The organism is Mycobacterium sp. IDUB_19, assembly GCF_055419445.1.
Genome location: NZ_JBVAXR010000007.1, coordinates 132,771 through 156,083 on the forward strand (window position 1 = coordinate 132,771; position 23,313 = coordinate 156,083).

Here is a 23,313-nt window from a genome sequence, read left to right on the forward strand (position 1 = left end):
GACCTGGTTCGAATGCACACCGCATCCCTGGTGATCACGCTGATCACCGCGATCATCACCGGCGCCATCGCCATTGCCGACTTCATTCCGGCGCGATTCGTCGTGGCAAACTCGGCCGAGGTCGGTGTGCCTCGTTCGTGGTTGCCGGCGCTGGGGGCGACCAAGCTGGCCGGGGCCGTCGGACTGGTTTCCGGGCTGGTGGGTTTACCCGCCTTGGGTATCGCGGCCGCGGCCGGCCTGGTGCTGTTTTTCGTCGGCGCGGTTGCGACTCACCTCAGGGCACACGTCGTGTACAACATCGCCTTTCCCGGCGCGTTCCTGTGCCTGTCGGCGGCGTCGCTGGCGCTGTTGGTAGCGCAGCGCTACTAGCTGGTCATGCGGCTCTTGACCGCGTCGTCCTGCTTCTTGGCGACGTCAAGCACGAAGTCCTGGGGAGCGGCATCGTTGGGCCCGCTGTCGAACTCCAGGTCGACGACGACCTTGCCCTCGGCGAACACCACGTACGTCACCGATTTGGTGTTATCGGGCGACGGGCCGACGACGATGATCCCGTTCGTGCCCACCGCGAACGGCTGTGCAGTACCCGTGACGTACTTGCCCAGCGAGGACGGGCGGTCTTTGGCCCCCTGCGTAGCCGAAGCCACATCGGTAAAGACCACGAGGAGGTCGTCGATGGTGTGAGTTTTGGCGTTGTTGCTGAACGTCACCGCCACACCGGCCACGCCCCCGGGGTTCTGTTGCGGCGGACCCAATGTCGTGTCGGCGCCGATGTCGCTGGCCGAGATCAACAAGTTGGAGTAGTCGGCCAACGGCGCCGTTCCCGACGGTGGCGCGCTCGATGCGGACGATGATGCCGCCGAGCTCGATGACGCCGCTGAAGTCGACGAGGACGTCGCCGACGACGATGACGACGAGGAAGATGACTTTTCGTCTTTGCCACAGCCTGTCGTGACTGTCAGCAAGGCGGTGATCGCCACCCCGACACCGACGGTTCGTACCACGCTCATCGTTTGCCTCTGTTCCATGACAGCTATTTCTACGGCACCCATCATGTCCGCGGCAATACATGCGACCATGCGATTCGCGTTGCCGTGCGAGCAGCGGTGACCTGCAAGCTCAGCGGGTGCTCAGGGGCGGTGCTGATGGAGACGGAATCGGCGCGCGTGGTCAGGCAGGAAAATAGCGGATCTGGTCGATCACTTTGCCCCGCCAAGCCACGTCGGCGAACACGATGCCGCGCCCGTGACTTGAATTGAGCGAGACGGCGACCGTGGCGCCCGCTCCAATTGTCTTGGCCCAGGTAGCCCCGTTGAGCGCCTCCGCGAATTCGGCGACATCGAGGGGCTCTTTGTCACCCAACGTGATTGCGGCAGAAGGTGATAGCGCGTGCGCAGCGACTGATGTATCGCCACGCGAAACGGCGCCGAGGAATGTCTGCACCAGCCGTTTGTGCCGCGCACCCGCCCTGCGGAAGCCGCTCATGAAACCCGCGGTTCCCGACAGCCCTTGATTGCCCAGTAGATCTCGCGACAGTTGTACGGCAGGCGACATTGCTCCCGATCCGGTTCGCAGGAACTGCAGCATCATCGCGGGCAACTCCCAATACGCCCGCAGGCGATCAATCTGCCACTCCCCGTCTGCTTCTCGGAGGTCGTAGCGCAGCAACGCCGGAATGTACATCGTGACGGCCGAACCCATCGCCACCTCAAGCTCGAGATCACGCAGCACGACAGTGCCGAAGACGATGTCGAGATCGCGATGGAATTTGATGTCGCGCGGACCGATGAAGGTGTCGTAGAAGTTCCCGATCTGCACGCGGCCCACGTGCGGTCGCGAGCCGACCGGGTCTTCGATTCGGCCGTCGCCGGTGAACAACCCCACCCATCCATCGCGGTCATGCGCGGCGGCCGCCCGCGGCGACCGATCCACGGCAGCCAGCAGAGATTCGCGATCCATTGGCACCACCATCAGATGACCTCAATCAATTCGACTCCGGCACTTCGCATCTCGGCCAACGCTTCCGCGGCCGAAGTTGGCGCCACCGCCGCCGTGAGGCCGACCAACACCCGGGTGCTCAAACCGTTGCGTGCCGCGTCCTCGGCCGTCCTGCGGACGCAGTGGTCGGTGGCGATGCCGACAATGTCGACCTCGTCGACGCCCCGCTGGCGCAACCACTCGAGTAGCGACGTTCCGTGCTCGTCGGAGCCCTCGAAGCCGCTATACGCCGCGGCGTGCGCACCCTTGCGGAAGACCGCCTCTATCGGCCGGGTGTCGAGGTCGGGACGAAAGTCCGCTCCGGGGCTTCCGGCGACACAGTGCGGCGGCCAGGACGACGAATAGTCGGGGTGCTCGGAGAAATGGTCACCGGGGTCGACGTGGAAGTCCTTGGTCGCCAAGACGTGTTGGTAGCCGCGATCGCCGGCCAGATAGTCGTTGATTGCGCCGGCCAGTGCGGCGCCGCCGGCTACCGGCAGCGAGCCGCCCGCGCAGAAGTCGTTTTGCACGTCGACGATGATCAACGCTCGCACGCGCTCCACCATATCGCCGCCAGCTGGGGCGATGGGCCGGTCGGTTTGTTTGCCGATTCGCCGGGTAACCCCCCTGCCATGGTGATCCGCAGAATTGCACGGCCGCTGTTGTCGGTTGCCTTCATCGGCCAAGGAGTTGAATCGCTGCTCAATCCCAAGTCAGCTGCGGAAGCCGCGGCGCCCGCGGTGGACGGCCTGCAGGCGTTGCCTGATCAGGTCGCCCGCAGCATGCCGAACGACCCGCAGACGTTCGCGCAGGTGACCGCCGCTGTTCAGATCGGGGGCGGGCTGCTGCTCGCCACCGGCAAGCTGCCGCGGCTTGCGTCGGCCGTATTGGCGGTCACGGTGCTGCCGGCCAACTTGGGCACCTACTCGTTCTGGAACGAGACTGACCCGGAGCGCAAAGCCGAGCTGCGCCGCGAGTTCCTGAAAGATCTGAGCCTGCTGGGCGGATTGATGATCGCGTCCGCCGATACCGCCGGCAAGCCGTCGCTGGGATGGCGCGGTCGCCGGGCAGCCGAGCGTCTCTCTGAGCGGGTGTCATCGGCGCTACCGGGATCCGACGACGCGTCGTTCGACGGCGACCTCGGCGAAAAAATCGCGCACGGACTGCAACTCGGCGCCGAACGGGGCCGCGAACTGGCCAACACCGCAGCAGAACGAGGCGCACCGTACGCCGAAGCCGCCCTGGACCGGGGCCGCGAGTTCGCCAGCGCCGCCGCCGAACGAGGAGCGCCGCTGGCGAAGAAAGCCCGCAAGCGGGGCGAAAAACTGGCCGCCGAGGTGGCCGAGAAAGCCGAAAAGGCACGCAAGCGCAGCGAAAAGCTGGCGGACGAGGCGGCCGAGAAGGCCGGGCCGCTCGCGAAAGAGGCACGCAAGCGCGGCGAAAAGCTGGCCAGCACGACCCGGGTACGCGGCGAGGAGCTGGCCGAAACGGCGCGCACGCACGGCAGCCAGCTGGCCGATGCCGCGCGCGAGCGAGTCGGCGGGCAAGTCAAGACCCGTCGTCGCAAGCGCCCCTGGTAGCCGCCAGGAAGATGTCGACGATGGCGTCGACATCTTGCCCGATATCCACCGTCACACCGGACTCGTCGGCGCCCAGCGGTTGCAACGCGTCGAATTGCGACCGCAGCAGCGCCGCCGGCATGAAATGGGCGGGCCTGGCTGCCAACCGCGCGCTGATCACCTCCGGTGAACCGCGCAGGTGCAAGAACTCAGCGCGCGGACAGTGCGCCCGCAGCTGGTCCCGGTACCTGCGTTTGAGCGCCGAACAACTCACCACCCCACCATCGCGATGGTCGGCCAACCACTCCCCGACTATTTCCAGCCAGGGATGGCGATCGTCGTCGTCAAGCGGTTGCCCGGCACTCATCTTGGCGACGTTGGCCGGTGGATGCAGACCGTCGGCGTCGACAAAGGGCACGCGCAACCGTTGTGCGAGAGCGGAACCCACCGTCGACTTGCCCGATCCGGAGACGCCCATCACCACGATGGGTGACGCGGGGGCGGTCGGCACCGCGGCTAGGTCTGCTGCGCGAGGTTGCGATTCCATTCCATCCAGCCGACGCCGGTGCGGCCGTCCGTGGTGTCGATGCTGACCCAGGCGCGCGCGAACTCGCTTACCTGTCCGTCGGGGCCGGTCAGCAGCACGGGTGCCTGGCCATGAATGTCCACGTCGCCGGCGATCCCACCCGGGTTGAGGCTCAAGGTCATCTTGAGCGGTAACCCGTTGTCGCCGAAGGCTCGCGGATTGGTCACGGTGTGCAGTTCGGTGACGTTTCGGTCGGGGTCCTGGATATAGCCGATACCGATCGGGGGAACATTCGGAATATTGATGTCCAAGGCGTGCAAGTGGGTGCCGTCGTCGAGGTGCAGCGCGCTCCACATCCAGTCCATGCTCCACCAGTCGCGCACACCCCACGAGTGGTCACGTTGTCCGGGAACGGAATCCATCCGGTAGGTGGTGTCGTTGACGGTGACGGTTCCCGTTACGGTGCAAGGGATTTCGTAGCGGGTAGTAATCCGGTACTTGTACGGGGTGCCGTCGGTGGTCCACACCAAATTCATCGTCATGTCGACGGGAGTTCCCGATTCTCCGCGCAATAGCGCCGACGGGTCCGGATAGGACTGGCCCTGCGCCCGCACGTCGACCCGGTAGGTCTGCAGTGGCGCGGTGGCAGCATGGCCGATTTCAAGGGCGTCGGTGTGCAACACCCACGGGTCTGCCGGCAACGGAACTTCGTAATCGAGAACGGCCACGGTCGGGAGGTCGGGCCCGCACAGTAGCACCTGAACCCAGGCAGCCTGCTGGTTCGCGACCAGACCGATGCGGAACCAGCCGCCGAATCCCTGTGCCGCATCGACGAAGTCGGCATACCAACTCTCACTCCAGAGTGGTTCGTCGGTGGGAACGTGGGCGAGTTCGTCATCGTCCGAGGGCCGCAGCGGCTCCGGCGCCTCCGCATCGGGCAGCGTCGCCAACGCGTCGGTATCGAGCACGTGATCGCAGTGCCGTTGCAACATCGTCATGAACATGCGGTCGCCGCGCTCGGTGCGTTCCACCAGCATCGATGACACAATCGCCATCATCACGCCGAAAAAGCCTTGCCGGCGGACACCTTCGGCGACCTCGGCAAGCGTGATGGGCGCTTGCGGCCCGAGCGCCTCGTGGTAGGCCCGCAGCAACGCGTCGTAATGCGCCCGACGATCTTCTGCCGGCAGTGCGCAACCGAGGAAGTAAGCCAGGTCGGTCAATGCCGGTCCCCAGGAGACGGTCTGCCAATCGACCACGGTCAGCGCGCGGTCCGCTCCGTCGATGCCGAACAACATGTTGTCCAGTCGATAGTCGCCATGGACCAGGCCCTGCACCGCGTCCCGCTCCCCTTCGGCGGCAAGGTAGCCGTCAAACGCGTCGACCAGGCGTTCGCACACCATGCGGTGCGCCGGCGCGATCTGCTCGCCGTAGCGGTCGAGGAAGCCGGCGTAGAGCGGGGCGATCATTGCCTGGTTCAGCGGAGATTCCCGGTTGAGCCACGGCGCTTCGGCCAGTGCCGCGTCACCGAGCAGCGGGCCGTGCAGGCGCCCCAACTCGACGACGCCAAGTGTGGCCTGTTCGATTGTGGCACCGGCGATTTCGTCACCGACGACCGCCGGACCGGCGTCGCCGAGCAGCAGGTCGAAAACCCCGGTCGAGGTGTCGATCGCGGCGTGATAGCAGGGCGCGATCGGGCCCCCAAGGCGTGGCGCGATATCGCCGTAAAAGCGGACTTCGCGCTCGTAGAGACCCAGCGCCAACCCGGTTTGCCGACTCACCGGATCGCTGGCCGCGACCTTCAACACCACCGACCCCGGTCCCGCGGCCCCATCCGCGTAGCCGAGCCGCACGCGGTAGCACTCGCTCATTTGGCCGGTACCGATGCGCTCCACTTCGAAGTCGGCGACCTCTCCGGCACCGATCGCGGCGGTCAGCCACGATGCCGTGAGATCACTGGGTCGTTCGACTGGCTGGGTCTCCATTGACGTCCTCTGCCGAGTTTTTTCGCTGACAGTTTTTTGTGCCACGTCAGCGTGCCAGGTCACTGCGCCAATGAGAAGCCGGCCCACGCCATCCTGCGATGCGGGTGCGGATCAAACTCGATACGCCACTTGCGGTCGAAGACCATGACGGCGCGGTCGTCGGCGGTATAGGCGGGCCAGTCGTCACCGGGCACGCCGCTGCGGCTGAACGCTCGCCAACGACGCTGCACCTGGTTGCTGACCCGAAGCGCGGCGCGCTGGTCGGCCGCGGCGGTCAAAAATCCGCCGAGTCGGGTGCGATAGACGTCGAAGACGGCCAGCAACTCGGTGGCGTGGGTAGCTCCCAAACCCGACCAGCGCAGCATCCGCGGCGCGTAGTCGTACCGGTACAGGTAGGTGGGCGTGTGATTGCTGTGCGCCTCGGCGATCTGCCAGGCGGCCGAGCTGAAGGCGAAGTCACCGCCGAGCTGGATGCATGCCGAGGACGACGGGTAACCCGGATAAGCGGCGGTAATGCGTTCGCGGGCAGCCGGTCCCGCATCAGCCAGCAATTCTTCGATCATCGATTCGTTGGTGGGCAGCATTCGCAGGAAGCGGGTGAACAACCGGCCTTCCTCGGCGTTGGTGCCCACGATCAGCGGCACCCGATGCGCCCGTCCATGCTGCATCGCCTCGACGGGGTCTTCGGGCAGGCAGTCGTCGCCGATCACCGGCCCGATGGGAAATGCGCCCAGCCTGTTCTCCATGCCCTGATCGATCAGCCGGTGTTGGGCCTCCACGAGTTGGCCCCACGAGGCCTGCATCAGCGCGTTGGCGGCATCGCCCGGGTGTGCGCCCAGCAGGTTGGCGAACCGTGTCGCGAACTGCGCCGAAATCTCCCTCGACCGCACCAGGCCCGATGCCGGGCTTTCGGAGATCGCACGGGCGAACAGGCCCTCGGCTGCCGGCACGGCCAACAATGTGGCGGTGATGCACGCACCCGCACTCTCGCCGAAGATGGTGACGTTGTCCGGGTCACCACCGAATCCCGCGATGTTGTCGCGAATCCATTGCAACGCCAGCACCAGGTCGCGCAGGTACAGGTTGCTGTCGATGGTGATGTCCGGCGTGGACAGCGAGGACAGGTCAAGACATCCCAGCGCGCCCAGACGGTAGTTGACCGACACGTACACGCAACCGCGGCGGGCCAATGCGGCGCCGTCGTACAGCGGGGTCGCCGAGCTGCCCAGGATGTACCCACCGCCGTGAATGAAGACCATGACCGGCAGTGGTTCGTCGTGGGCGTTTTCCGGCGTGACCACATTGAGGGTCAGGCAGTCCTCGCTCATGGACTGGTATTTGCCGACACCGAGCAATGTGTAGCGGCGCTGTTGGGGCGCGCAGTCGGTGAAGCCGTGGCAATGACGCAAACCCGACCAGGGCGCAGCCGGTTGCGGCGCCTTGAATCGCAGCCGCCCGACCGGCGGCCGCGCATAGGGGATAGAACGCCAGCGGTTGACGCCCCCGCGGGTAAAGCCTTCGACAGTGCCGTTGACGGTGCGTGCGCGGATAGTGCGCTCGTGCATACGCCGACGGTAGCCGACGCTACGTATGTAGGGCGCGCGGAGCGCCTAAATCCATGGTGTGACGGTTAGCCTGTCGGGATGCGAATGGCCGCGCTGGTCACACTCTCGGTACTGGTTGCCGGATGCTCGCACTCGGGCGGAAGCCAGTCCGGGCAGTCGCAGACCCCGAACACGACGGCGGTTTCCGGTTTCTCCCCGACCACCGCGGCCCCGCCGGGGAGCAAACCGCCGGGGCCGTCGGCCGCACCAGCGGCCGGCGCGGCGATCTCTGACGTCATCGCATGGATCGAGGCAGGTCATCCCGCCGATCCGGCTCGCTATCACGCCGTCACGCGCGACGGCGTCACCACGCAGCTGGGTAACGACGTCGCCTTCACCGTGGCGGCCAGCCCTCCAGGCCGCCCCGTCGCGTGCACGACGGATTCCGCCCACACCGGCGGCACGCTGACCTGCCTGGTCGACCTGACCAATCCCCCACCCCGGCCGGAAACGGCGTACGGCGAGTGGAAAGGCGGTTGGGTCGACTTCGATGGGACGAACCTGCGGGTGGGGGCGGCCCGCGCCGATCCGGGTCCGTTCGTCAACGGCAACGGAGCCGAGTTGGTGGGCGGGGACACGCTGTCCTATGACGACTACCGTTGTCGCGCCGACCAGGCGGGCCTGTTCTGCGTGAACTACGCCCACCAGTCGGCCGTGCGGTTCAGCAGCGCCGGAATCCAGCAGTTCGGCTGCCTGCGGTCGGTGCCGCCGCCCGATGGCATCGGTACCGCGTTCGGCTGCTGATCTCGCAGCTCAAGAAGCCATGATCGTCGCGAAGAGCTCGCTCATCTCGTCGCCGGGTCCGCCGGGCACCGTGTATCCGGCTTCGTCGCGGATCTCCGCGAGGTGATCGCGCACATCCTCGATTGACAGTCCGGGACTGTAGAAGCCCTTGGTACGCCCGATGAAAAATCGGGAAACATGGCCTGCACCAACGGTATAGATCTCGCCCGATACCGGACAATCACGATGGATCAGGAAGGCGGCCACCGGTGCCACCAGAGCCGGATCCAGCTTCTTCAGGTATTCGTTCACCAGGTCGTCCAATACGGCCTGGGCCGCCGGATCGTCCGGCTGTCCGGCACCGTCGATAGAGTGCGCCAGCATCCGTGTGTAAGCGATCGGGGCGATCGCGTTGACCTTGATGTCGCGGTCTGCGCCCTCCGCAGCCAGAACGCGGGTGAAGCCGATCAACCCTGTCTTGGCGGAGCCATAGTTGCTCATACCGATGTTGCCCAGGATGCCGGCCGCCGAGGTCGTGTTGAGGATTCGCCCATATCCCTGCTCGCGCATCACTTTCCAGGCCGGCCTGGTGACGTAGAACGCGCCCCTCAAATGCACATCCAGCAACGGCTCGAAACGGTCGGAGGTCATCTCCTCGAACGGGAAGTCACGCACGATTCCCGCGTTGTTGATCACGATGTCCACTCGCCCCCAGGCGCTCAGGGCGGAGTCGATAATTGCCTGTCCCCCTTCGGAACTCGTTACGCTATGGCTGTCGGCAACGGCCTGGCCGCCGAGCTGCCGGATTTCGGCTGCTGCGGCCTCAGCCGCCGTGGTGTCGGAACCATCCCCCGTCACCGAACCGCCAATGTCGTTGACCACCACGCGCGCCCCGCGGGATGCCAGCAGTAGGGCGTACTCCTTGCCCAAACCACCTCCCGCGCCTGTGATTACCGCAACCTGATCGTCGAAACGCAGCTCGTTCGTCATCGTATCCTCACCAGCTGACCGGCAGCTCTTTCATCCCGTAGATGTCGGCTTCTTTGAACTTCAGGTCATCCGGAGCGACCGCCAATCTCAACCCGGGCAAGCGCCTGGCCAATGTAGTGAACGCCGACTGCATCTCAACTCGAGCGAGATTCGCCCCGATGCATTGGTGAACGCCATACCCAAACCCCAAGTGCCCGCGAGTATTCCGTTCCACATCGAAGGATTCCGGATTGTCGACGTAGTCGGCGTCCCAGTTCCCGGCGGGAATATTCATTAGGACCATGTCGCCGGCGTGGATCAGCTGACCGCCGAGTTCGAAGTCCTCGGTAGCCACCCGATCCACCTGGCTGTGCACGATGCTGAGATAGCGCATCAGCTCTTCGACGATGTTGGCGACGACGGCGTGATCGTCGGTGTCGCCGAGTAGCTTGAAGACCTCGGGATGTTCCAGCAGCGCAACCGTTCCCAGTGAAATCATGTTGGCGCTGGTCTCGTGGCCGGCAACCAGCAGGGTCATCCCGGAGAAGGCCGCAGTCTCGCGGTTGAGCTGGCCTGTCACGACGTAGTCGGCAACCAAGCGGCTGATCAGGTCGTCAGCCGGATCTTGCTCCTTGCGCGCCACCAATTCCAGGAGGTAGCCAAACATCGCGGCACCGGCCTGTGCCTTTTCGTCGTCGGATGCCCTCGTATCCAGCCCAACCGCGGTGTATTGCTGGAAGGACCCGAGGTCCTCGGACGGCACCCCCAGCAGCAAAGCGATCACCAACGACGGCACCGGCAAGCCGAAGTCACGCACCAGGTCGGCTGGCGCCCCGTTGCGGATCATCTCGTCAAGGTGATGGTCGACCAGTTCCTGTATCTGGGGCCGCATCGCTTCGCAGCGCCGGAAGGTGAAGTCGCCGGTCAGCATGCGCCGCAACCGATGATGCTCGGGGTCGTCGACCCGGGCGAACATGACCGGCGTGTTGTCCGTGTTCTTCTGCCTCAGGTATTCGGGGATCGTGTCGGCAGACAGACGCGGGTCGACCAGCGCCGCCCGGATGTCTTGGTACCGACTCACCACCCAGGCCGGTTGGCCGTGGTACACGGCCCGTCGCAGTCCGGATTCCTGGCGCCAGTTAACAAATTCAGGCGGCGGATGCAGCGGACAGTGCGCAGCGCGCGGCACAGGTATCACCGGAAGATCGGTGTCGGAGCTCAGATCGGAAGTTGTTGACATCAGGGGCGTTTCCCGATCGTTGAACGTGTATTCCAGCACGAGTACATCGTCACCAGCTGACCGGAAGTTCTTTCATGCCATAGATGTTGGCTTGTTTGAACTTCAGCTGCTGCGGCGGCACCGCCAGTTTGAGCGCAGGCAGGCGGCGTGCCAGCGTGGCGAACGCGACCTGCATCTCGACGCGGGCCAGATTCGCTCCGATGCATTGATGCACGCCGTACCCGAAGCCCAGGTGCCCGCGGGTGTTTCGGCCGGCGTCGAAGGATTCGGGATTGTCGACGAATTCGGCGTCCCAGTTCCCGGCGAGCAGACTCATCATGACGAAGTCACCGGCGCGAATCAGCTGACCACCGATCATCAGATCTTCGGTCGCCACGCGGTCGACCTGGCTGTGCACGATGGTCAGGTAACGCATCAGCTCTTCGACGATATTCGCGATCACGGCAGCATCGTCGGTCTGTCCGAGGCGCTCGAACACGTCGGGATGTTCCAGCAGCGCAACCGTTCCCAATGAGATCATGTTGGCGGTGGTTTCGTGGCCGGCCTGCATCATGATCACACTGTTCATGGCCGTCGTGGCATGGTCGAGTTGGCCCGTCGCCACATATTCGGTGACCAGCCGGCTGATCAAGTCGTTGCCGGGTTCGCGCGCTTTGCGCTCCACCAACTCCTCGATATAGGCGTACATGGCCCCGAATGCCTGGCCCTTTTGCTCGTCGGTGGACCTCTGGTCAAGCCCGGTCGTGGTGTGGCGCTGGAAGATCTCGAGGTCTTCGGGCGGCACCCCCAGCAGCAGTGCGATCACCAATGACGGTACTGGCAGCGCGAATTCGAGTACCAGATCTGCCGGCGCGCCGTTGTCGATCATCTGGCCGAGATAGTGGTCAACCGTTTCCTGAATATGCGGGCGCATCGATTCGCAACGCCTGAAGGTGAAGTTGGTGGTCATCATGCGCCGCAATCGCTGATGCTCGGGATCATCGGTTCGCGCGAACATCACGGGGACTTTGTTGTCGGCGTCCTTCGGCATGATGGATTCCGGAATGGTCTTCGCAGACAATCGCGGATCGACCAGCGCCGCCCTGATGTCCCGGTAGCGGCTCACCACCCAGACCGGGTTGCCCTGGAACATCGCCCGCTGCAGCCCTGGTTGCTCCCGCCAGTCCGCGAAGTCGGCTGGGGGCGCAAGCGGGCACCGCGCGGCCCGCGGGACGGGCAGCACGGGAAGGTCGGCGTCGGAGCGGACTTCGGAAGTTGTTGACATATCCCGCGTTTCCCATTAAGTGTCAGGTGCCTGCCAGTTATAGAGCGTAAAGCTACGCTCGTTGGCAGTCAACTGTCAGTTAGGCTGTCACAATGACCGCGGTTGAAGACCGACCGCTGCGGGCCGACGCGGCGCGCAACGTCGAGCGCATCCTGCGCGCGGCGCGCGAAGTCTATGGCGAGCTGGGGCCCGACGCCCCGGTGGAAGCAGTCGCACGCCACGCCGGTGTGGGTGAGCGAACGCTCTACCGCAGGTTTCCGGCAAAGGCCGATCTGGTCCGCGCCGCGCTGGATCAAAGCATCGCCGAGGACCTGACGCCGGTGATCGAGAGTGCCCGCCGCACCAATGATCCGCTGCGGGGTCTCACCCAACTGATCGAAGCGGCGATATCGCTGGGCGCCCGCGAACACAACCTGCTGACCGCCGCACGCCGGGCCGGGTCACTGACGTCCGACATCTCGGTTTCGCTCAACGAGGCGCTTGGTGAACTTGCCCGCGAAGGTCAGCGAATGGGCAGCATCCGTGCCGACCTGGTCGCCGACGACCTTCCCCGCCTGGTCGCGATGCTCTTCGGCGTGCTGTCGACGATGGATGCGGCCGGCGACGGCTGGCGACGTTATGTCGCCCTCGTTGTCGATGCGATATCGGTCAACGAACGACAGCCGCTGCCTCCGGCTGCTGAGCTGCGTTATGAGGTGGGGCCCAATAGCTGGCCGCTGTAGGCCCACTAGTTGATGGTCACCCCGGCGTCGACCTTGAACTCCAGCCCCGTCACATATCGGGACTCGTCGGATAGCAGGAACAGCACCGCGTTGCTGACATCTGCCGGCTCCACGGCCGGGGTGGGCATCGCATTGACGAAAATGGGAATCAGGTCAGGCCGTTGCTCACCCAGGAGCGGTCCGAACGACGACGGAACCATCCCGGTAGGCACACCGGTGGGAAGCACAGTGTTGACCCGCACATTCTGTGCCGCAAGTTCATTCGCCAAGGCCAGCGTCAGGCCAACCACGCCATGCTTGGCCGCCGTATAGGGCGTCTGCAGCGGAAAGCCTTTGATGGCACCCGCAGAGCTGACGTTGACCAGACTGCCTCCCCCCTGGTTGAGCAAGTGGGGTATCGCGGCCGCGCAGGTGTTCCACACCCCGATGAGATTGACGTCGACCACCGTGCGCCACTGATCGGCAGTCGTCTTGTCCCAGGGAGCCACCGTTAACACGCCGGCGTTGGCCACCGCCCCGTCGAGGCCCCCCAGCTCGCTGACGCCGTCGTCGACCGCGGCGCGCAGTTGTGCCTCGTCGCGAACATCGACAACACAACTAACGCAGTGGCGACCGAAATCTTTTACCAGTCTTACTGTTTCGGCCAGGTCGTCTTGGGTGGCCAAGGGATACTCGATCTGCGGCAACGATTGGCAGATATCGGTCAGGATGAGATCCGCACCTTCTTCGGCAAGCCGCAACGCATGGCTGCGCCCCATACCGCGGGCGGCGCCGGTAATCAGAATGCGCTTACCGGCAACGCGTCCCGGGAGCGATGTCGTCATGCCGCCGGTCCGGCTAACGCTCGTTCCACATCACACCGCGCATCGTCGCAGAGAGCGGGATGTCCTCCACCGCGACCAACCCCTGCGGCGCGCGACATACCCACTCGATCGCATTCACCGCCCTGCCGGCCGTCGAGATACACCCTGCGTCAGTCGAATCGTAAAGAGGATGGGATACGTGGGTGTTGATTTCCACCCGCGGTTCGCCCTCGACGACGACCCGGTGCACGCCGGTGTGCCCCTCGGGCGGGAACTCCCAGTCGGGCGCGGCGGCGGTGGTGAGCCTGGTGACGTGCTCGAGGGTGATCACCGGCTTGCCGTCGCGCACGCCCTCGGTGGCAAAACGCACCGCGCCCATCTGTCCCGGCTCCACCGTCATCATGGTGCAGTCGATTCGTTCTGGCGTGTACCACGGTTCGACGCGCTGGCGCACTTCGTCGAGTTTGATGTCGAGATGATCTGCCAGACTGCGGACCTGACCGCCCCACATCGACACGATCACCCCGGGCAGAAACATCATCGGCGAATCGTCGTCTTCAGTTGATCCGAAACCCATTGCAGCACCGGTGAATTCGGCATCATCATAATTTCCGTAGTCGAAGATCTCCTGCACGGTGATCGAATCCACCCGGGTAGTAAGGCTGACCGCCGAGTGCACAAGCGTGTCGCCGGAGAAGCCGGGGTCGATGCCGTTGACGTAGAGCGAGGTGTTGCCGGCCGCGCAGGCACGCTCCAATGGCTCGCGCAACCAGTCTTCGGCGTGGTGCGGCGTGACCAGCCAGACCATCGACGTACCGACGACGTTGGTGCCCGCGGCGAGGAACTTGCTCATCTGCTCGATGGCTTCCATCGGCCGGGTCTCCCCCTGCGAGGTGTAAACCACACAGTCGGCGCCGAGGGCCACCAGCGCATCGATGTCGTCAGTGGCGACGATGCCGGTCGGTGCGTCGATTCCGCACAGCTGCGCAGCGTCCTTGCCGATCTTGTCGGCACTGGCGGCGTGCACCCCAACAAGTTCGAGATCTGGCCTGCCGATGATCGCTCGCAACGAATGCCGGCCCACGTTTCCGGTGGAGAATTGAATGACTCTGCGCACTGTTACCTCATCCTTCCCGTGGACGATACTGTATCGCTTTCAGTCACCCGGCACACCTGGCGATTTCTCGCCCCGGTGCCGGCACCCCGCGGGCTTAATAATCGGGTATCGGGAGCGGCGAATTGTTAGAGTCGATGCCGCCGTCGACGTGGAAGGTCGCGTTGGTCGCGTAGCAGTCGCGCGTGGATAGATACACCGCGAGCCGCCCGAGGTCCTCGACGTCGCCCAGCCGATGCAGCGGCGTGGACTCTTGCATCTTCTCCAGCGACCCGGGCATCAGATCCAGGCTGCCCTTCAGACCGTCGGTGGCAAAGGAACCCAGGGCGATGGCGTTGACGCGAATCTTCGGCGCGAGTTCCTGTGCCATCGCGCGAGTAAGCGCTTCCAGGCCACCCTTCGCCACGCAATAGGCCGTCAACGCCCGGATACCGAACCGCGCCGAACCCGACGAGATGTTGATGATGGAACCGCGTCCGCCACTGAGCATGTGCGGTGCCACGAGCTGACTCATGATGAAGGCGGAGGTCACACACCAGTCGAACGTGTGCCGGAAGTCTTCGTCGGTGATGTCCAGAAACCGCGCGTAGGTGGAGCCACCGACATTGTTGACGAGGATGTCGATCCGGCCGAACCGCTCCATGGCCGTGTTCACGACGCGCTCTCCGTCCGAACGGCTCATCGCGTCCGCAACCAGCGGCAGCCCCGAGCCGCCCGCGGCCTCGATACCCTCAATCGTGCCAACGATATCCGCCTTGGTACGTGCGGTCCCGACAACCGTGGCCCCGGCCTCCGCCAAGACGCGGGCAATACCTGCCCCGACACCCTTCCCGGCGCCCGTGACGATCGCGACCTGTCCGTCCAGCCTGAACTGCTCCAACGCCATGCCGAACTCCTTCGATCGTGTGTGACGTCTGCGCCGTTCAATCTATGAACCTTGCTGACTAAAGTCAATGAACACGAAGGATGGCCGTCGGTAGCGATGGGGACGGCCCGACAATGGCCAAGTTATGCAAGCCATTTTGGCTGCAACACGGCATAATGATTTGGTTAGCCTCGGTACTCTTGCATGAGTCAGGTCAATTGTGAGGAAAGAAATGGCTGTGACGGATCGGGTGTCTGCGCGAGAAGCCAAGCGCTTGCAGACGCGAGAGCGCTTGATGGGCGCCTCGATCGCGGAGTTCGCCCGCGCCGGGATGGCCGAGGCCGACGTCAGTGCGATCGTGGCCGCCGCAGGAGTTGCCCACGGGACCTTCTTCTTCCACTTCCCCACCAAAGAGCATGTGCTGCTGGAGCTGGAGCGCCGCGAAGAGGACCGCATTGCCAAGCAGTTCGCGCAATTCTTGAAGTCCAAGCACGATCTTGTTTCCGCATTGAATGAGGCGGTCCGCCTAGTGGTCGGATTAGAGCGCCGACTCGGCGATCGGCTCTTCAATGACTTTCTTGCGCTGCACTTCTCGCAAACCCGTCCGCAGACCGAAGACGGCAGGGATCACCCCTTGATCGTGTTGGTCGCCCAGGAAATCGCACGTGCGCAAGAACGCGGCGAAACGGATACGCAAGTTAATCCGATGAACAGTGCGGTGTTCTTCTTGCTCGGTCTCTACGCACTGTTGATCACCACCAACCACTGGCCGACCGGCCACACCCTGCTGGAAGATTACGTCGCGAGGACTTTGCGCGGTCTTCAGCCGTGACCCAGGCGCGTCACGGGCGTATCACGCCACGCAGCGGCATCAGTCCGAGCTCGTTGTGGGACATGAACCCCGGTGACGCATCGCAGACGGCGGGAATCGCGTTCGCGGGGCCCATCGCGGTCCAGGTATAGCCGGGCAACGCGTAACCGCCGTCCCGGTCCTGGGCCCCTTGCAGGATCAGCTCGGTGGACGAATCGCCTTCGATCACAATCCGGTAGTGATAGTGCTGCGGCCAATCCTCCTGTGGCTCAATGGCATCGAAAGAATCCATTGTGTATATCTCGTGAAAGACGATGAGGGGCTTGGCATCCACCCACGCTGTCCATTTGTGATGCTGGCGGGCGACCGTGCCCTTCTCGATCACGCCCTTGAAGCCCGGCATATCGCTGGTCGCGCCTCCCTCGAAGGGGATGTCACGGGTGGCGACCCCGAGCTCCACCTCGGTCGTGTACTTGTCGACTGTTTTGCCCATGCCTTCCACAATCATTGCCATCGACTGGGCGAAGAGCGGCCAGGCCTGGCCCAGTAGATTCGGGCCGTCCTCGAATCCGGCGGGATCGCTCCCCATCCCCATCTCGTGCAAGTACTTCAGGGTGTCCCTGCCGAAATTCACGACTTCGTAGATATGGATAGTGTCGATCTGGCTGACGATCCGGGCCAACGTCAGAACAAGCAGGTCTCCCGCGAATCCGGGGTTGATGCCGCCGGCGTGAAACGATGTACCGCCCTCTAGGCATGCGGTGTGGATCTTGTCGATGTCCGCCTGACTGTGCTCGGTTCTGTACCACCATGCGCCACCCGATGCGACCACGTTCTTCCCGCCGCGCAGCAGGCGGCAGACTTCATCGGGATCAGACCACAGCGGCGCGTAGAACACGCAGTCGGCATCAAGAGCCTCTATGGCCGACTTGTCGTCGGTGGCGAGCACTCCGGTCGGCGGTTTGCCGCAGAGCTCACCCGCATCCTTGCCGACCTTCTCCGGACGGTTGCAAAGCACTCCGACCAATTCGTAGGCCGGGTTGTGGGCGAAATGGCGCAGCGCGACCGTTCCTACATTGCCGACGCCCCATTGGATTACGCGATACTTCCGGTCGGCGGGCGACTTTCGCGTCACTGTCTTCTCTTGGGTAAGCGTCATTGCTGCTCCTTTGGATGCACCGACAGCGGCCGTGCGCCCGCTGAGCGTAGGCATTTCTCCAACAGCGTGTCAACGACTTACAGCTGACTTCTGTCAGCTGGGGAGCTTGCTACCTGCCTCTGGGCAGTCGTGGTATCGCCGTCAATCACTGCAAAATAACCATGAGTCCAGTCATATCCGACATAGCCGGGAGTGCTGCGAGGGCTATATTGCTGACTAAAGTCAGTGCTATAGTCCACAAACGTACTCAATCAGCCTCGACAACGCGGAGGGTTCGTGAACCTGCCGAAGCTGCGCCAGCGCGACGTGGGCGGCATCGCCACGGCCGGCGGCGAGAGCGGCTCTGCCCTAACGGGACTGACGTTCGACGAACACATGGAGCAGTCGGAGCTCGCGCAGCGCCGGGCCGACAAATGGCTCATCTCCGGCAGTCTTCTGATCGGCACCGCGGCCCTGGGCGTCTTCGGGCTGCCGCTGTTCCTGCGGGGTGTGCAGTTGCTGCGCCGCGCGCAGCGGGATGGGCTCTCGGTTCGACCGATGCTGGTCACGTTGCTCGGCTATCTGGTCATCATCGACGCCGCGATCAATACCGTGGGATGGGCACTTGACCTGGTGGCAAACCACAGCCTGCTGGCCCGCGTGCTGTTGAACGGCTGGGGCAACATGTTCGATGCGGGCTACTTCTGGCACTACAACGAGCTATGGGTCGGCGGCGCGGCGGGCCCCGGCGAAAAAGCGCTGGAGGTCGGTCTCATCCTGACTGTCTTCACGATGCGGATTGCCGCTGCCATCGGCTTCCTGCAAATGAAGCGCTGGGGACATCAGTGGATGGTCGTCACCTGCTGGATGGGTGTGGTGATCTGGGTCGGCTACGTCTTCAACATGACCATGTTCGCCGACGTGCGCTTTGCCGGAGTGGTGTTGCCGGTGGTCGGCTGGTGGCTTTACGACATCTTCTACATCACGCCCTTCCTCGCGATCCCCTATCTGCACACCGTCAACCGCGAGCTCTTCTCCGACTGAAAGCCGCCGATGATCACGCATCAGTCGGCCGAAACTGCACCACCGAGGAGGTCAAATCATGGGTTATCTCTGGGAGATACTTCGATATGTCGCGGCATGGGGCGGCACCGGCCTGATCATCTGGTTCTGGTACTGGCTCTTCTCCAACATCGGCACGTTTTGAGCAGCGCACCCGGGACAGGATGCGTGGGACTTGGCCAATGACCGACAGTTCCGATGCCCATGCGCTCGCGCTGGAACGTAGTTGCGCCGTGACCGCGGTCGCATTCAGTGAGCAACGCCGCGAAGGCGTCCGGCTCGTCACGGGCACCCGCCGCGGTTTCGGGCTCAATGCGGCGCTCACGTTCGTACATGTCCCCTACCCCGCGCTGTCGGATTGGACGCGCAGAACGCTGACCTGCGGGGTGGCCCTGCAATGCTCGCCATCGAAAGAGCGCATCACCGAATACCGGCTAAACGAGCTATCCGCTCGCGAACTGCGTGCGCTCACACTTGTCGAAGCCGGCGTCGCCCTCGGCTGGATAGCGTCGCGTTGGCCGGGCCTGCTACCCGAGATGCGTCGCGTACTACCGGAAGTGCATGCCGAAGCGGGTGACATGGCTGCCTCCGAGATCCTCAACCGTGCAGTTGCGCTGGCGGCCAGCGAGCGGGCATTGACGCTTCATCCGCTGCTGGGCAATTTGCCACTGGCCTACACAACGCCGCAGGGCTTGACCGACAAGTTGCGCCGCAGCTTCGGCAGGATGCCTTGGACCACAACGCAGAAGCGTCTTCCTCGGCCGTACTCGGTTGCCGTCGGCGGCGACGGCGGCGTCCGCAACCCCAACCTGCCACCGCCGAGCCGCCCGCAAGACAACGACCTCGACATCACACCGGACCACCGGCCCGGGATTCCGTATCCCGAGTGGAACGCATGGACACAGAGTTTCATGCGAGACCACGTCGCGGTTCTGGAGCACGCCCACGCCAGTCACATTCGCCAACCTGGATCGATCTCCAGCGACCTTCGGAAATGGTTTGAAGAACACACTCATCGCGCGATGAAGAATCGCCTAGAAGACGGCTCCGATCTGGACGTCGAACAATACGTCAGGCACTACATCGACACCGTGACCGGCGAGGCGAGCCAACCACGTATCTTCCGCGACCTGCTACCCGGCAGTCGCGACGTCACCACCGCGCTGCTTCTCGACGGGAGTTCGTCGTTGGGAGTGCACGGCGGACGCGTCTTCCGGTTGGAATTGGATTGTGCCGATGCGCTTTCGCGCGCGATGAACCGCGCCCGCGAGCGCCACGGCATCTTCGTATTCACCGGAAACACCCGGCACCGAGTCGAAGTCCGCTGCCTGAAGGACTTCGAGGACCGCCGGTTCGTGCCACCGGGCGGTCTCGGGCTTAAGACGGGCGGGTACACCAGACTGGGTGCGCCACTTCGCCATCTGACGAGCCGACTGCTCGCACAGCCGTCCGAGCGACGGCTGCTGATCGTCATCGGTGACGGCCTGATCTCCGACGAAGGTTACGAGGGGCGTTACGCCTGGGCAGACGCCGCGCACGCCGTCGAGGAGGCAAACGACGCGGGCGTGTCGCTGTACTACGTCGGCGTCGGACCTACTCGAGTCGATCCCCTGCCGGAAGTGTTCGGACCTCGTCGATCCCAGCGCATCCGACGAATCGAGGAACTCCCACGGGTGCTGGCCCACGTACATCGTGAGCTTGTTGCCGCATGATGCACGGCCGGCTTTCAAGAAAGGAGAACCGATGAGCACCGACACGTATTTCGCGAACGGCAACGAAGTTCAGCTTTTCGAACTGGCATTTCAGCGGCGCTTGCCGGTGATGCTCACCGGTCCGACGGGGTGCGGCAAGACCAGGTTCGTTGAGCACATGGGCGTGCTGTTGCGACGCCCCGTGGTCACCATCAGCTGCCACGACGACCTCACCAGCTCGGATCTCGTCGGCCGATTCATGGTGACCGGTGGTGACGTCGTGTGGACCGACGGGCCTCTCACCCGAGCAGTGAAGGCCGGCGCGATCTGCTACCTGGACGAGGTCGTGGAGGCCCGGCACGACTCGTTGGCGATCCTTCATTCGCTCACCGATCACCGTCGCGCCCTGTATCTGGACCGAGCAGACGAAGTAGTCAGAGCGCCAGAGACATTCATGCTCGTGTGCTCCTACAACCCCGCCTATCGCAGCTCGCTCAAGGAACTCAAACCATCCTTCCGGCAGCGGTTCGTCACCCTGGGAATGAATTATCTGCCCGCCGACCGCGAGGCCGAGGTGATCGTCGCGGAGGCGGGCGTCGGAATGGCAACGGCCATGCGACTGGTGCAGTGCGCGATCGCTATCCGCACCGCGGACGAGGCGTTTCATTTCGAGCCGCCGTCCACCCGGGTATTGGTGACCGCGGCACAGTTGATCGCCGTGGGGGCAACCGAACTGGAAGCCGCGGATGCCTGCATCCTGGCCCCGCTGAGCAGCGACGGTGCCATCAATGACGGGCTGCGTGAAGTTGCGGCAGCCAGGTTGGCCACCTCGGACACATCGCCCTAGAGAACGGCCCCAGCAATGACCGTGACGACCCTAGAAAGGAAACAACCGCGATGAACCAACAGGAGCAGAAGCGCAAGAGAGCGCTCATCGTCTTCCAAATAGTCATCTACGGCTACCTCCTGGTGATGTTCGGGGTCCAGCTCTACATGTCGTTTGCACGCGGGTGGTGGGACCTGTGAATCTCCCTCTGCGCAATCGGCTTTCGGGTAGCGGATCCCCCACCGCCGAGACGGGCGGCTCGGTCAGCCTCGAGGATCACCACGACGAGTCCCGCCAAGCGCAGCGTCGTGCCGACAAGTGGATGATCGTCGGCGCCGCCTTGATGGGGATGTGGGCTCCGGGCCTGATCGGATTCCCCATCTTCATGCGCGGCGTGTGGCTGCAGCGCCAAGCACTGCGCGCCGGCCTGTCGGTTCGGCCGATGATCGTGACCCTGATCGGTTACCTGGTCCTGATCGACGGCATGCTCAACAGTCTGGGGTGGGCCCTGGACCTGGTTGCCAACCACACGTTGATCAACCGGGTGTTGATGGTCGGCTGGGGCAATATGTTCGATGCGGGCTACTTCTGGCACTACAACGAACTCTGGGTCGGCGGCGCGGCGGGGCCGGGCGAAAAAGCTTATGTCGCAGGGCTAATTCTCACGGTGTTCTCCATGCGGGTTGCCGCGGCGATCGGGTTCCTGCAGATGAAGCGCTGGGGGCATCAGTGGATGGTCGTCACCTGCTGGATGGGCGTGGTGATCTGGTCTGCCTACGTGTTCAACATGACCATGTTCGCCGACGTGCGCTACGCCGGCGTCGTGTTTCCGGTCATCGGCTGGTGGCTCTACGACATCTTCTACATCACTCCGTTCCTCGCGATCCCGTATCTGCACACGGTCAACCGCGAAATCTTCTCCGACTGACCAGGTTTAAGGAGCATTGCCATGACCGCAGAGTCACCTACCGACGAAAAAGAACCGACCGCCGACCTCGAGCCCGGGACAACGCCGTACTACGCACGCATGCACAAATGGATCAAACGTGCCGTCTTGGTGTGCCTGGTGGCACTCGTGGTCGAAGGCGCCTTCACGTTGCCGTTCATGGCGGTGTACTACGGCTACCCGACGCTGAGCCTGACGGAGATCTGTAGTGAGCTGCTGAAGATTCGCTACTCCAACGACACTCTGGAGTGCAAGTACCCCTACCCGCCGTTCGGACCGCCCGAGGGCGCCGAGGGTAAGGCCACCGCCCAGGACGTCTGGGGTATCCAGCCGATACCGAAATACCATCGACTGGGCTTTCGCGAACTGGTCCGCATCCACGACGAACGACTCGCCCGTCAGGCTGCGCAACAGCACGCCGGCTCGAAGCCGTGACAGACCGGTTGCGCGTCGTTCAATGGACGACAGGCAACGTCGGCAAGAAGTCAGTGCACGCGATAGCCGAGAATTCATTGTTGAACCTCGTCGGCTGCTACGCGTGGTCTTCCGACAAGGTCGGCCGTGATGTCGGTGAGCTATGCGGCATCAAACCTATGGGCGTACGCGCAACCGACGACGTCGACGCGCTGCTGAACCTGGAGCCCGATTGTGTTGTCTACAACCCGATGTTCGCCAGTGTCGATGAAGTGACCCGCATTCTCGGAGCGGGGATCAACGTCGTGACCACTTCGGAGTTCATCACCGGACACCAACTGGGCCGTGACCGGGAACGGATCAGCGAAGCATGTGCGCGCGGTGGCTCGACCATCTTCGGAAGCGGCATCAACCCGGGGTTCATCCAGCTCTTCGCGATCGTCACGGCCGGTATCTCCGACCGGGTGGACCGCATCTCCATAGTCGAATCATTCGACACCACCATCTACAACTCTCCGGCAACGGAGATACCAATGGGTTTCGGCTATCCGATCGACCAGCCCGACCTGCACGCGATCACCGAGAAAGGATCCGGCATCTTCCGCGAGGCGGTCATCCTCATCGCTGACGCCCTCGGAGTCCAACTCGACGACATCCGGTGCGAAGCCGAATATGCTTACACCACAGAGGATCTGCTGCTGCCCGGTGACTGGACCATCAAGCAGGGTTGCGTCGCGGGCATCGACGTCCGGTGGAAGGGATCTCTGGAAGGGCACGAGGTGGTCGAGGTCCGCGGCGTGTGGACCAAAGGCCAATCCCTGGAACCGTCTTGGTCGACGAGTTTCGGCTACACCGTCACGGTTCAGGGCCGGCCAACTATCAAGAGCACGCTGAGTTTCGAACCCCCGGCGGACTTCCACGGCGAATCGATCGACGACTACATCATGCTCGGCTTGACCATCACCGCCATGCCGGCGATCACCGCGATACCGGCCGTCGTCGCGGCACCGCCTGGGATCGCCACGTACAACGACCTGCCCCTGCTGCTTCCGCGCGGAGTGCTGGCGCGCAACTGAA

25 protein-coding genes are annotated in these 23,313 nt (G+C 63.8%); 12 read left to right on the forward strand and 13 right to left on the reverse strand.

Annotated elements, in window-relative coordinates:
• Positions 1–12: 12 nt before the first annotated feature.
• A complete protein-coding gene (locus ACZY0B_RS08695; RefSeq protein WP_463763680.1) occupies positions 13–369 on the forward strand; it encodes a DoxX family protein in 357 nt (118 codons plus the stop codon).
• Here the strand turns inward: ACZY0B_RS08695 and ACZY0B_RS08700 are convergent.
• The 3 genes from ACZY0B_RS08700 to pncA form a co-directional block, all read right to left on the reverse strand.
• Entirely contained in the window at positions 366–1,025 is a 660-nt protein-coding gene (locus ACZY0B_RS08700; protein WP_463763681.1) for a hypothetical protein, read from the reverse strand. The two genes, ACZY0B_RS08695 and ACZY0B_RS08700, sit on opposite strands and share 4 nt — an antisense overlap.
• A 142-nt stretch (positions 1,026–1,167) precedes the next feature.
• Complete coding sequence (locus tag ACZY0B_RS08705; protein WP_463763682.1) at positions 1,168–1,968, reverse strand: ketosteroid isomerase family protein; 801 nt, start codon at positions 1,966–1,968, stop codon at positions 1,168–1,170.
• The gene (pncA, locus tag ACZY0B_RS08710; protein ID WP_463763683.1) at positions 1,968–2,528 is read right to left on the reverse strand and encodes a pyrazinamidase PncA; all 561 of its coding nucleotides are present in this window, start codon (positions 2,526–2,528) and stop codon (positions 1,968–1,970) included. The genes ACZY0B_RS08705 and pncA overlap by 1 nt, the downstream gene beginning before the upstream one ends.
• 78 nt (positions 2,529–2,606) lie before the next feature.
• Between pncA and ACZY0B_RS08715 the strand changes: the two genes are divergently transcribed.
• Complete coding sequence (locus tag ACZY0B_RS08715; protein WP_463763684.1) at positions 2,607–3,554, forward strand: DoxX family protein; 948 nt, start codon at positions 2,607–2,609, stop codon at positions 3,552–3,554.
• On the opposite strand, the gene ACZY0B_RS08720 is transcribed toward ACZY0B_RS08715, so the two are convergent.
• From ACZY0B_RS08720 to ACZY0B_RS08730, 3 genes are read right to left on the reverse strand one after another with little or no spacing between them, the layout of a single operon-like run.
• A complete protein-coding gene (locus ACZY0B_RS08720; protein ID WP_463763685.1) occupies positions 3,523–4,080 on the reverse strand; it encodes a gluconokinase in 558 nt (185 codons plus the stop codon). The genes ACZY0B_RS08715 and ACZY0B_RS08720 overlap by 32 nt on opposite strands.
• Entirely contained in the window at positions 4,050–6,044 is a 1,995-nt protein-coding gene (locus ACZY0B_RS08725) for a DUF7064 domain-containing protein (RefSeq protein ID WP_463763686.1), read from the reverse strand. The genes ACZY0B_RS08720 and ACZY0B_RS08725 overlap by 31 nt, the downstream gene beginning before the upstream one ends.
• A gap of 59 nt (positions 6,045–6,103) precedes the next feature.
• Entirely contained in the window at positions 6,104–7,609 is a 1,506-nt protein-coding gene (locus ACZY0B_RS08730) for a carboxylesterase/lipase family protein (RefSeq protein WP_463763687.1), read from the reverse strand.
• 78 nt (positions 7,610–7,687) lie between these two features.
• Here ACZY0B_RS08730 and ACZY0B_RS08735 point away from each other — a divergent pair, with 78 nt between their 5' ends.
• Positions 7,688–8,392 carry a hypothetical protein gene (locus ACZY0B_RS08735; RefSeq protein WP_463763688.1) on the forward strand — a complete coding sequence of 235 codons (705 nt, stop codon included), beginning with the start codon at positions 7,688–7,690 and terminating at the stop codon, positions 8,390–8,392.
• A 9-nt stretch (positions 8,393–8,401) separates the two neighbouring features.
• Here the strand turns inward: ACZY0B_RS08735 and ACZY0B_RS08740 are convergent, their stop codons facing one another.
• From ACZY0B_RS08740 to ACZY0B_RS08750, 3 genes are read right to left on the reverse strand one after another with little or no spacing between them, the layout of a single operon-like run.
• Positions 8,402–9,361 carry an SDR family NAD(P)-dependent oxidoreductase gene (locus ACZY0B_RS08740; protein ID WP_463763689.1) on the reverse strand — a complete coding sequence of 320 codons (960 nt, stop codon included), beginning with the start codon at positions 9,359–9,361 and terminating at the stop codon, positions 8,402–8,404.
• A gap of 7 nt (positions 9,362–9,368) precedes the next feature.
• Positions 9,369–10,580, reverse strand: coding sequence for a cytochrome P450 (locus ACZY0B_RS08745; protein WP_463763690.1), 1,212 nt, complete (start codon positions 10,578–10,580; stop codon positions 9,369–9,371).
• Positions 10,581–10,629: 49 nt separating this feature from the next.
• On the reverse strand, positions 10,630–11,844 hold the full coding sequence (locus ACZY0B_RS08750; protein WP_463763691.1) for a cytochrome P450: 1,215 nt from the start codon (positions 11,842–11,844) through the stop codon (positions 10,630–10,632).
• A gap of 92 nt (positions 11,845–11,936) precedes the next feature.
• On the opposite strand from ACZY0B_RS08750, the gene ACZY0B_RS08755 reads away from it, so the two are divergent.
• Complete coding sequence (locus tag ACZY0B_RS08755; RefSeq protein ID WP_463763692.1) at positions 11,937–12,566, forward strand: TetR/AcrR family transcriptional regulator; 630 nt, start codon at positions 11,937–11,939, stop codon at positions 12,564–12,566.
• 5 nt (positions 12,567–12,571) lie between these two features.
• Here ACZY0B_RS08755 and ACZY0B_RS08760 read toward each other — a convergent pair whose 3' ends face one another.
• The 3 genes from ACZY0B_RS08760 to ACZY0B_RS08770 all read right to left on the reverse strand — a co-directional run bounded on the left by ACZY0B_RS08760 (position 12,572) and on the right by ACZY0B_RS08770 (position 15,369).
• Positions 12,572–13,390 (reverse strand): mycofactocin-coupled SDR family oxidoreductase, encoded by an 819-nt coding sequence (locus tag ACZY0B_RS08760; protein ID WP_463763693.1) that lies wholly within the window; start codon positions 13,388–13,390, stop codon positions 12,572–12,574.
• A gap of 13 nt (positions 13,391–13,403) precedes the next feature.
• Positions 13,404–14,486 carry an NAD(P)H-dependent amine dehydrogenase family protein gene (locus ACZY0B_RS08765; protein ID WP_463763695.1) on the reverse strand — a complete coding sequence of 361 codons (1,083 nt, stop codon included), beginning with the start codon at positions 14,484–14,486 and terminating at the stop codon, positions 13,404–13,406.
• Positions 14,487–14,580: 94 nt separating this feature from the next.
• Entirely contained in the window at positions 14,581–15,369 is a 789-nt protein-coding gene (locus tag ACZY0B_RS08770; RefSeq protein WP_463763697.1) for an SDR family NAD(P)-dependent oxidoreductase, read from the reverse strand.
• 211 nt (positions 15,370–15,580) lie between these two features.
• Between ACZY0B_RS08770 and ACZY0B_RS08775 the strand changes: the two genes are divergently transcribed.
• Positions 15,581–16,180: a TetR/AcrR family transcriptional regulator gene (locus ACZY0B_RS08775; RefSeq protein ID WP_463763698.1), complete on the forward strand. Its 600-nt coding sequence runs from the start codon at positions 15,581–15,583 to the stop codon at positions 16,178–16,180.
• A gap of 10 nt (positions 16,181–16,190) precedes the next feature.
• Here ACZY0B_RS08775 and ACZY0B_RS08780 read toward each other — a convergent pair whose 3' ends face one another.
• Positions 16,191–17,294 carry an NAD(P)H-dependent amine dehydrogenase family protein gene (locus ACZY0B_RS08780; protein ID WP_463763740.1) on the reverse strand — a complete coding sequence of 368 codons (1,104 nt, stop codon included), beginning with the start codon at positions 17,292–17,294 and terminating at the stop codon, positions 16,191–16,193.
• Between the two features lie 399 nt (positions 17,295–17,693).
• Here ACZY0B_RS08780 and ACZY0B_RS08785 point away from each other — a divergent pair, with 399 nt between their 5' ends.
• The 7 genes from ACZY0B_RS08785 to ACZY0B_RS08815 all read left to right on the forward strand — a co-directional run bounded on the left by ACZY0B_RS08785 (position 17,694) and on the right by ACZY0B_RS08815 (position 23,312).
• Positions 17,694–18,341: a hypothetical protein gene (locus tag ACZY0B_RS08785; RefSeq protein WP_463763741.1), complete on the forward strand. Its 648-nt coding sequence runs from the start codon at positions 17,694–17,696 to the stop codon at positions 18,339–18,341.
• Between the two features lie 200 nt (positions 18,342–18,541).
• Entirely contained in the window at positions 18,542–20,071 is a 1,530-nt protein-coding gene (locus ACZY0B_RS08790) for a nitric oxide reductase activation protein NorD (RefSeq protein ID WP_463763699.1), read from the forward strand.
• A gap of 31 nt (positions 20,072–20,102) precedes the next feature.
• On the forward strand, positions 20,103–20,897 hold the full coding sequence (locus tag ACZY0B_RS08795; protein ID WP_463763700.1) for an AAA family ATPase: 795 nt from the start codon (positions 20,103–20,105) through the stop codon (positions 20,895–20,897).
• Between the two features lie 50 nt (positions 20,898–20,947).
• Positions 20,948–21,076 (forward strand): hypothetical protein, encoded by a 129-nt coding sequence (locus ACZY0B_RS08800; RefSeq protein ID WP_267734882.1) that lies wholly within the window; start codon positions 20,948–20,950, stop codon positions 21,074–21,076.
• Positions 21,073–21,804, forward strand: a complete 732-nt coding sequence (locus ACZY0B_RS08805; RefSeq protein ID WP_463763701.1) for a hypothetical protein — start codon at positions 21,073–21,075, stop codon at positions 21,802–21,804. Before ACZY0B_RS08800 ends, ACZY0B_RS08805 begins: the two co-directional genes overlap by 4 nt.
• Before the next feature lie 21 nt (positions 21,805–21,825).
• A complete protein-coding gene (locus ACZY0B_RS08810) occupies positions 21,826–22,257 on the forward strand; it encodes a hypothetical protein (RefSeq protein WP_463763702.1) in 432 nt (143 codons plus the stop codon).
• A complete protein-coding gene (locus tag ACZY0B_RS08815; RefSeq protein ID WP_463763703.1) occupies positions 22,254–23,312 on the forward strand; it encodes an NAD(P)H-dependent amine dehydrogenase family protein in 1,059 nt (352 codons plus the stop codon). The genes ACZY0B_RS08810 and ACZY0B_RS08815 overlap by 4 nt, the downstream gene beginning before the upstream one ends.
• Position 23,313: the final 1 nt, after the last annotated feature.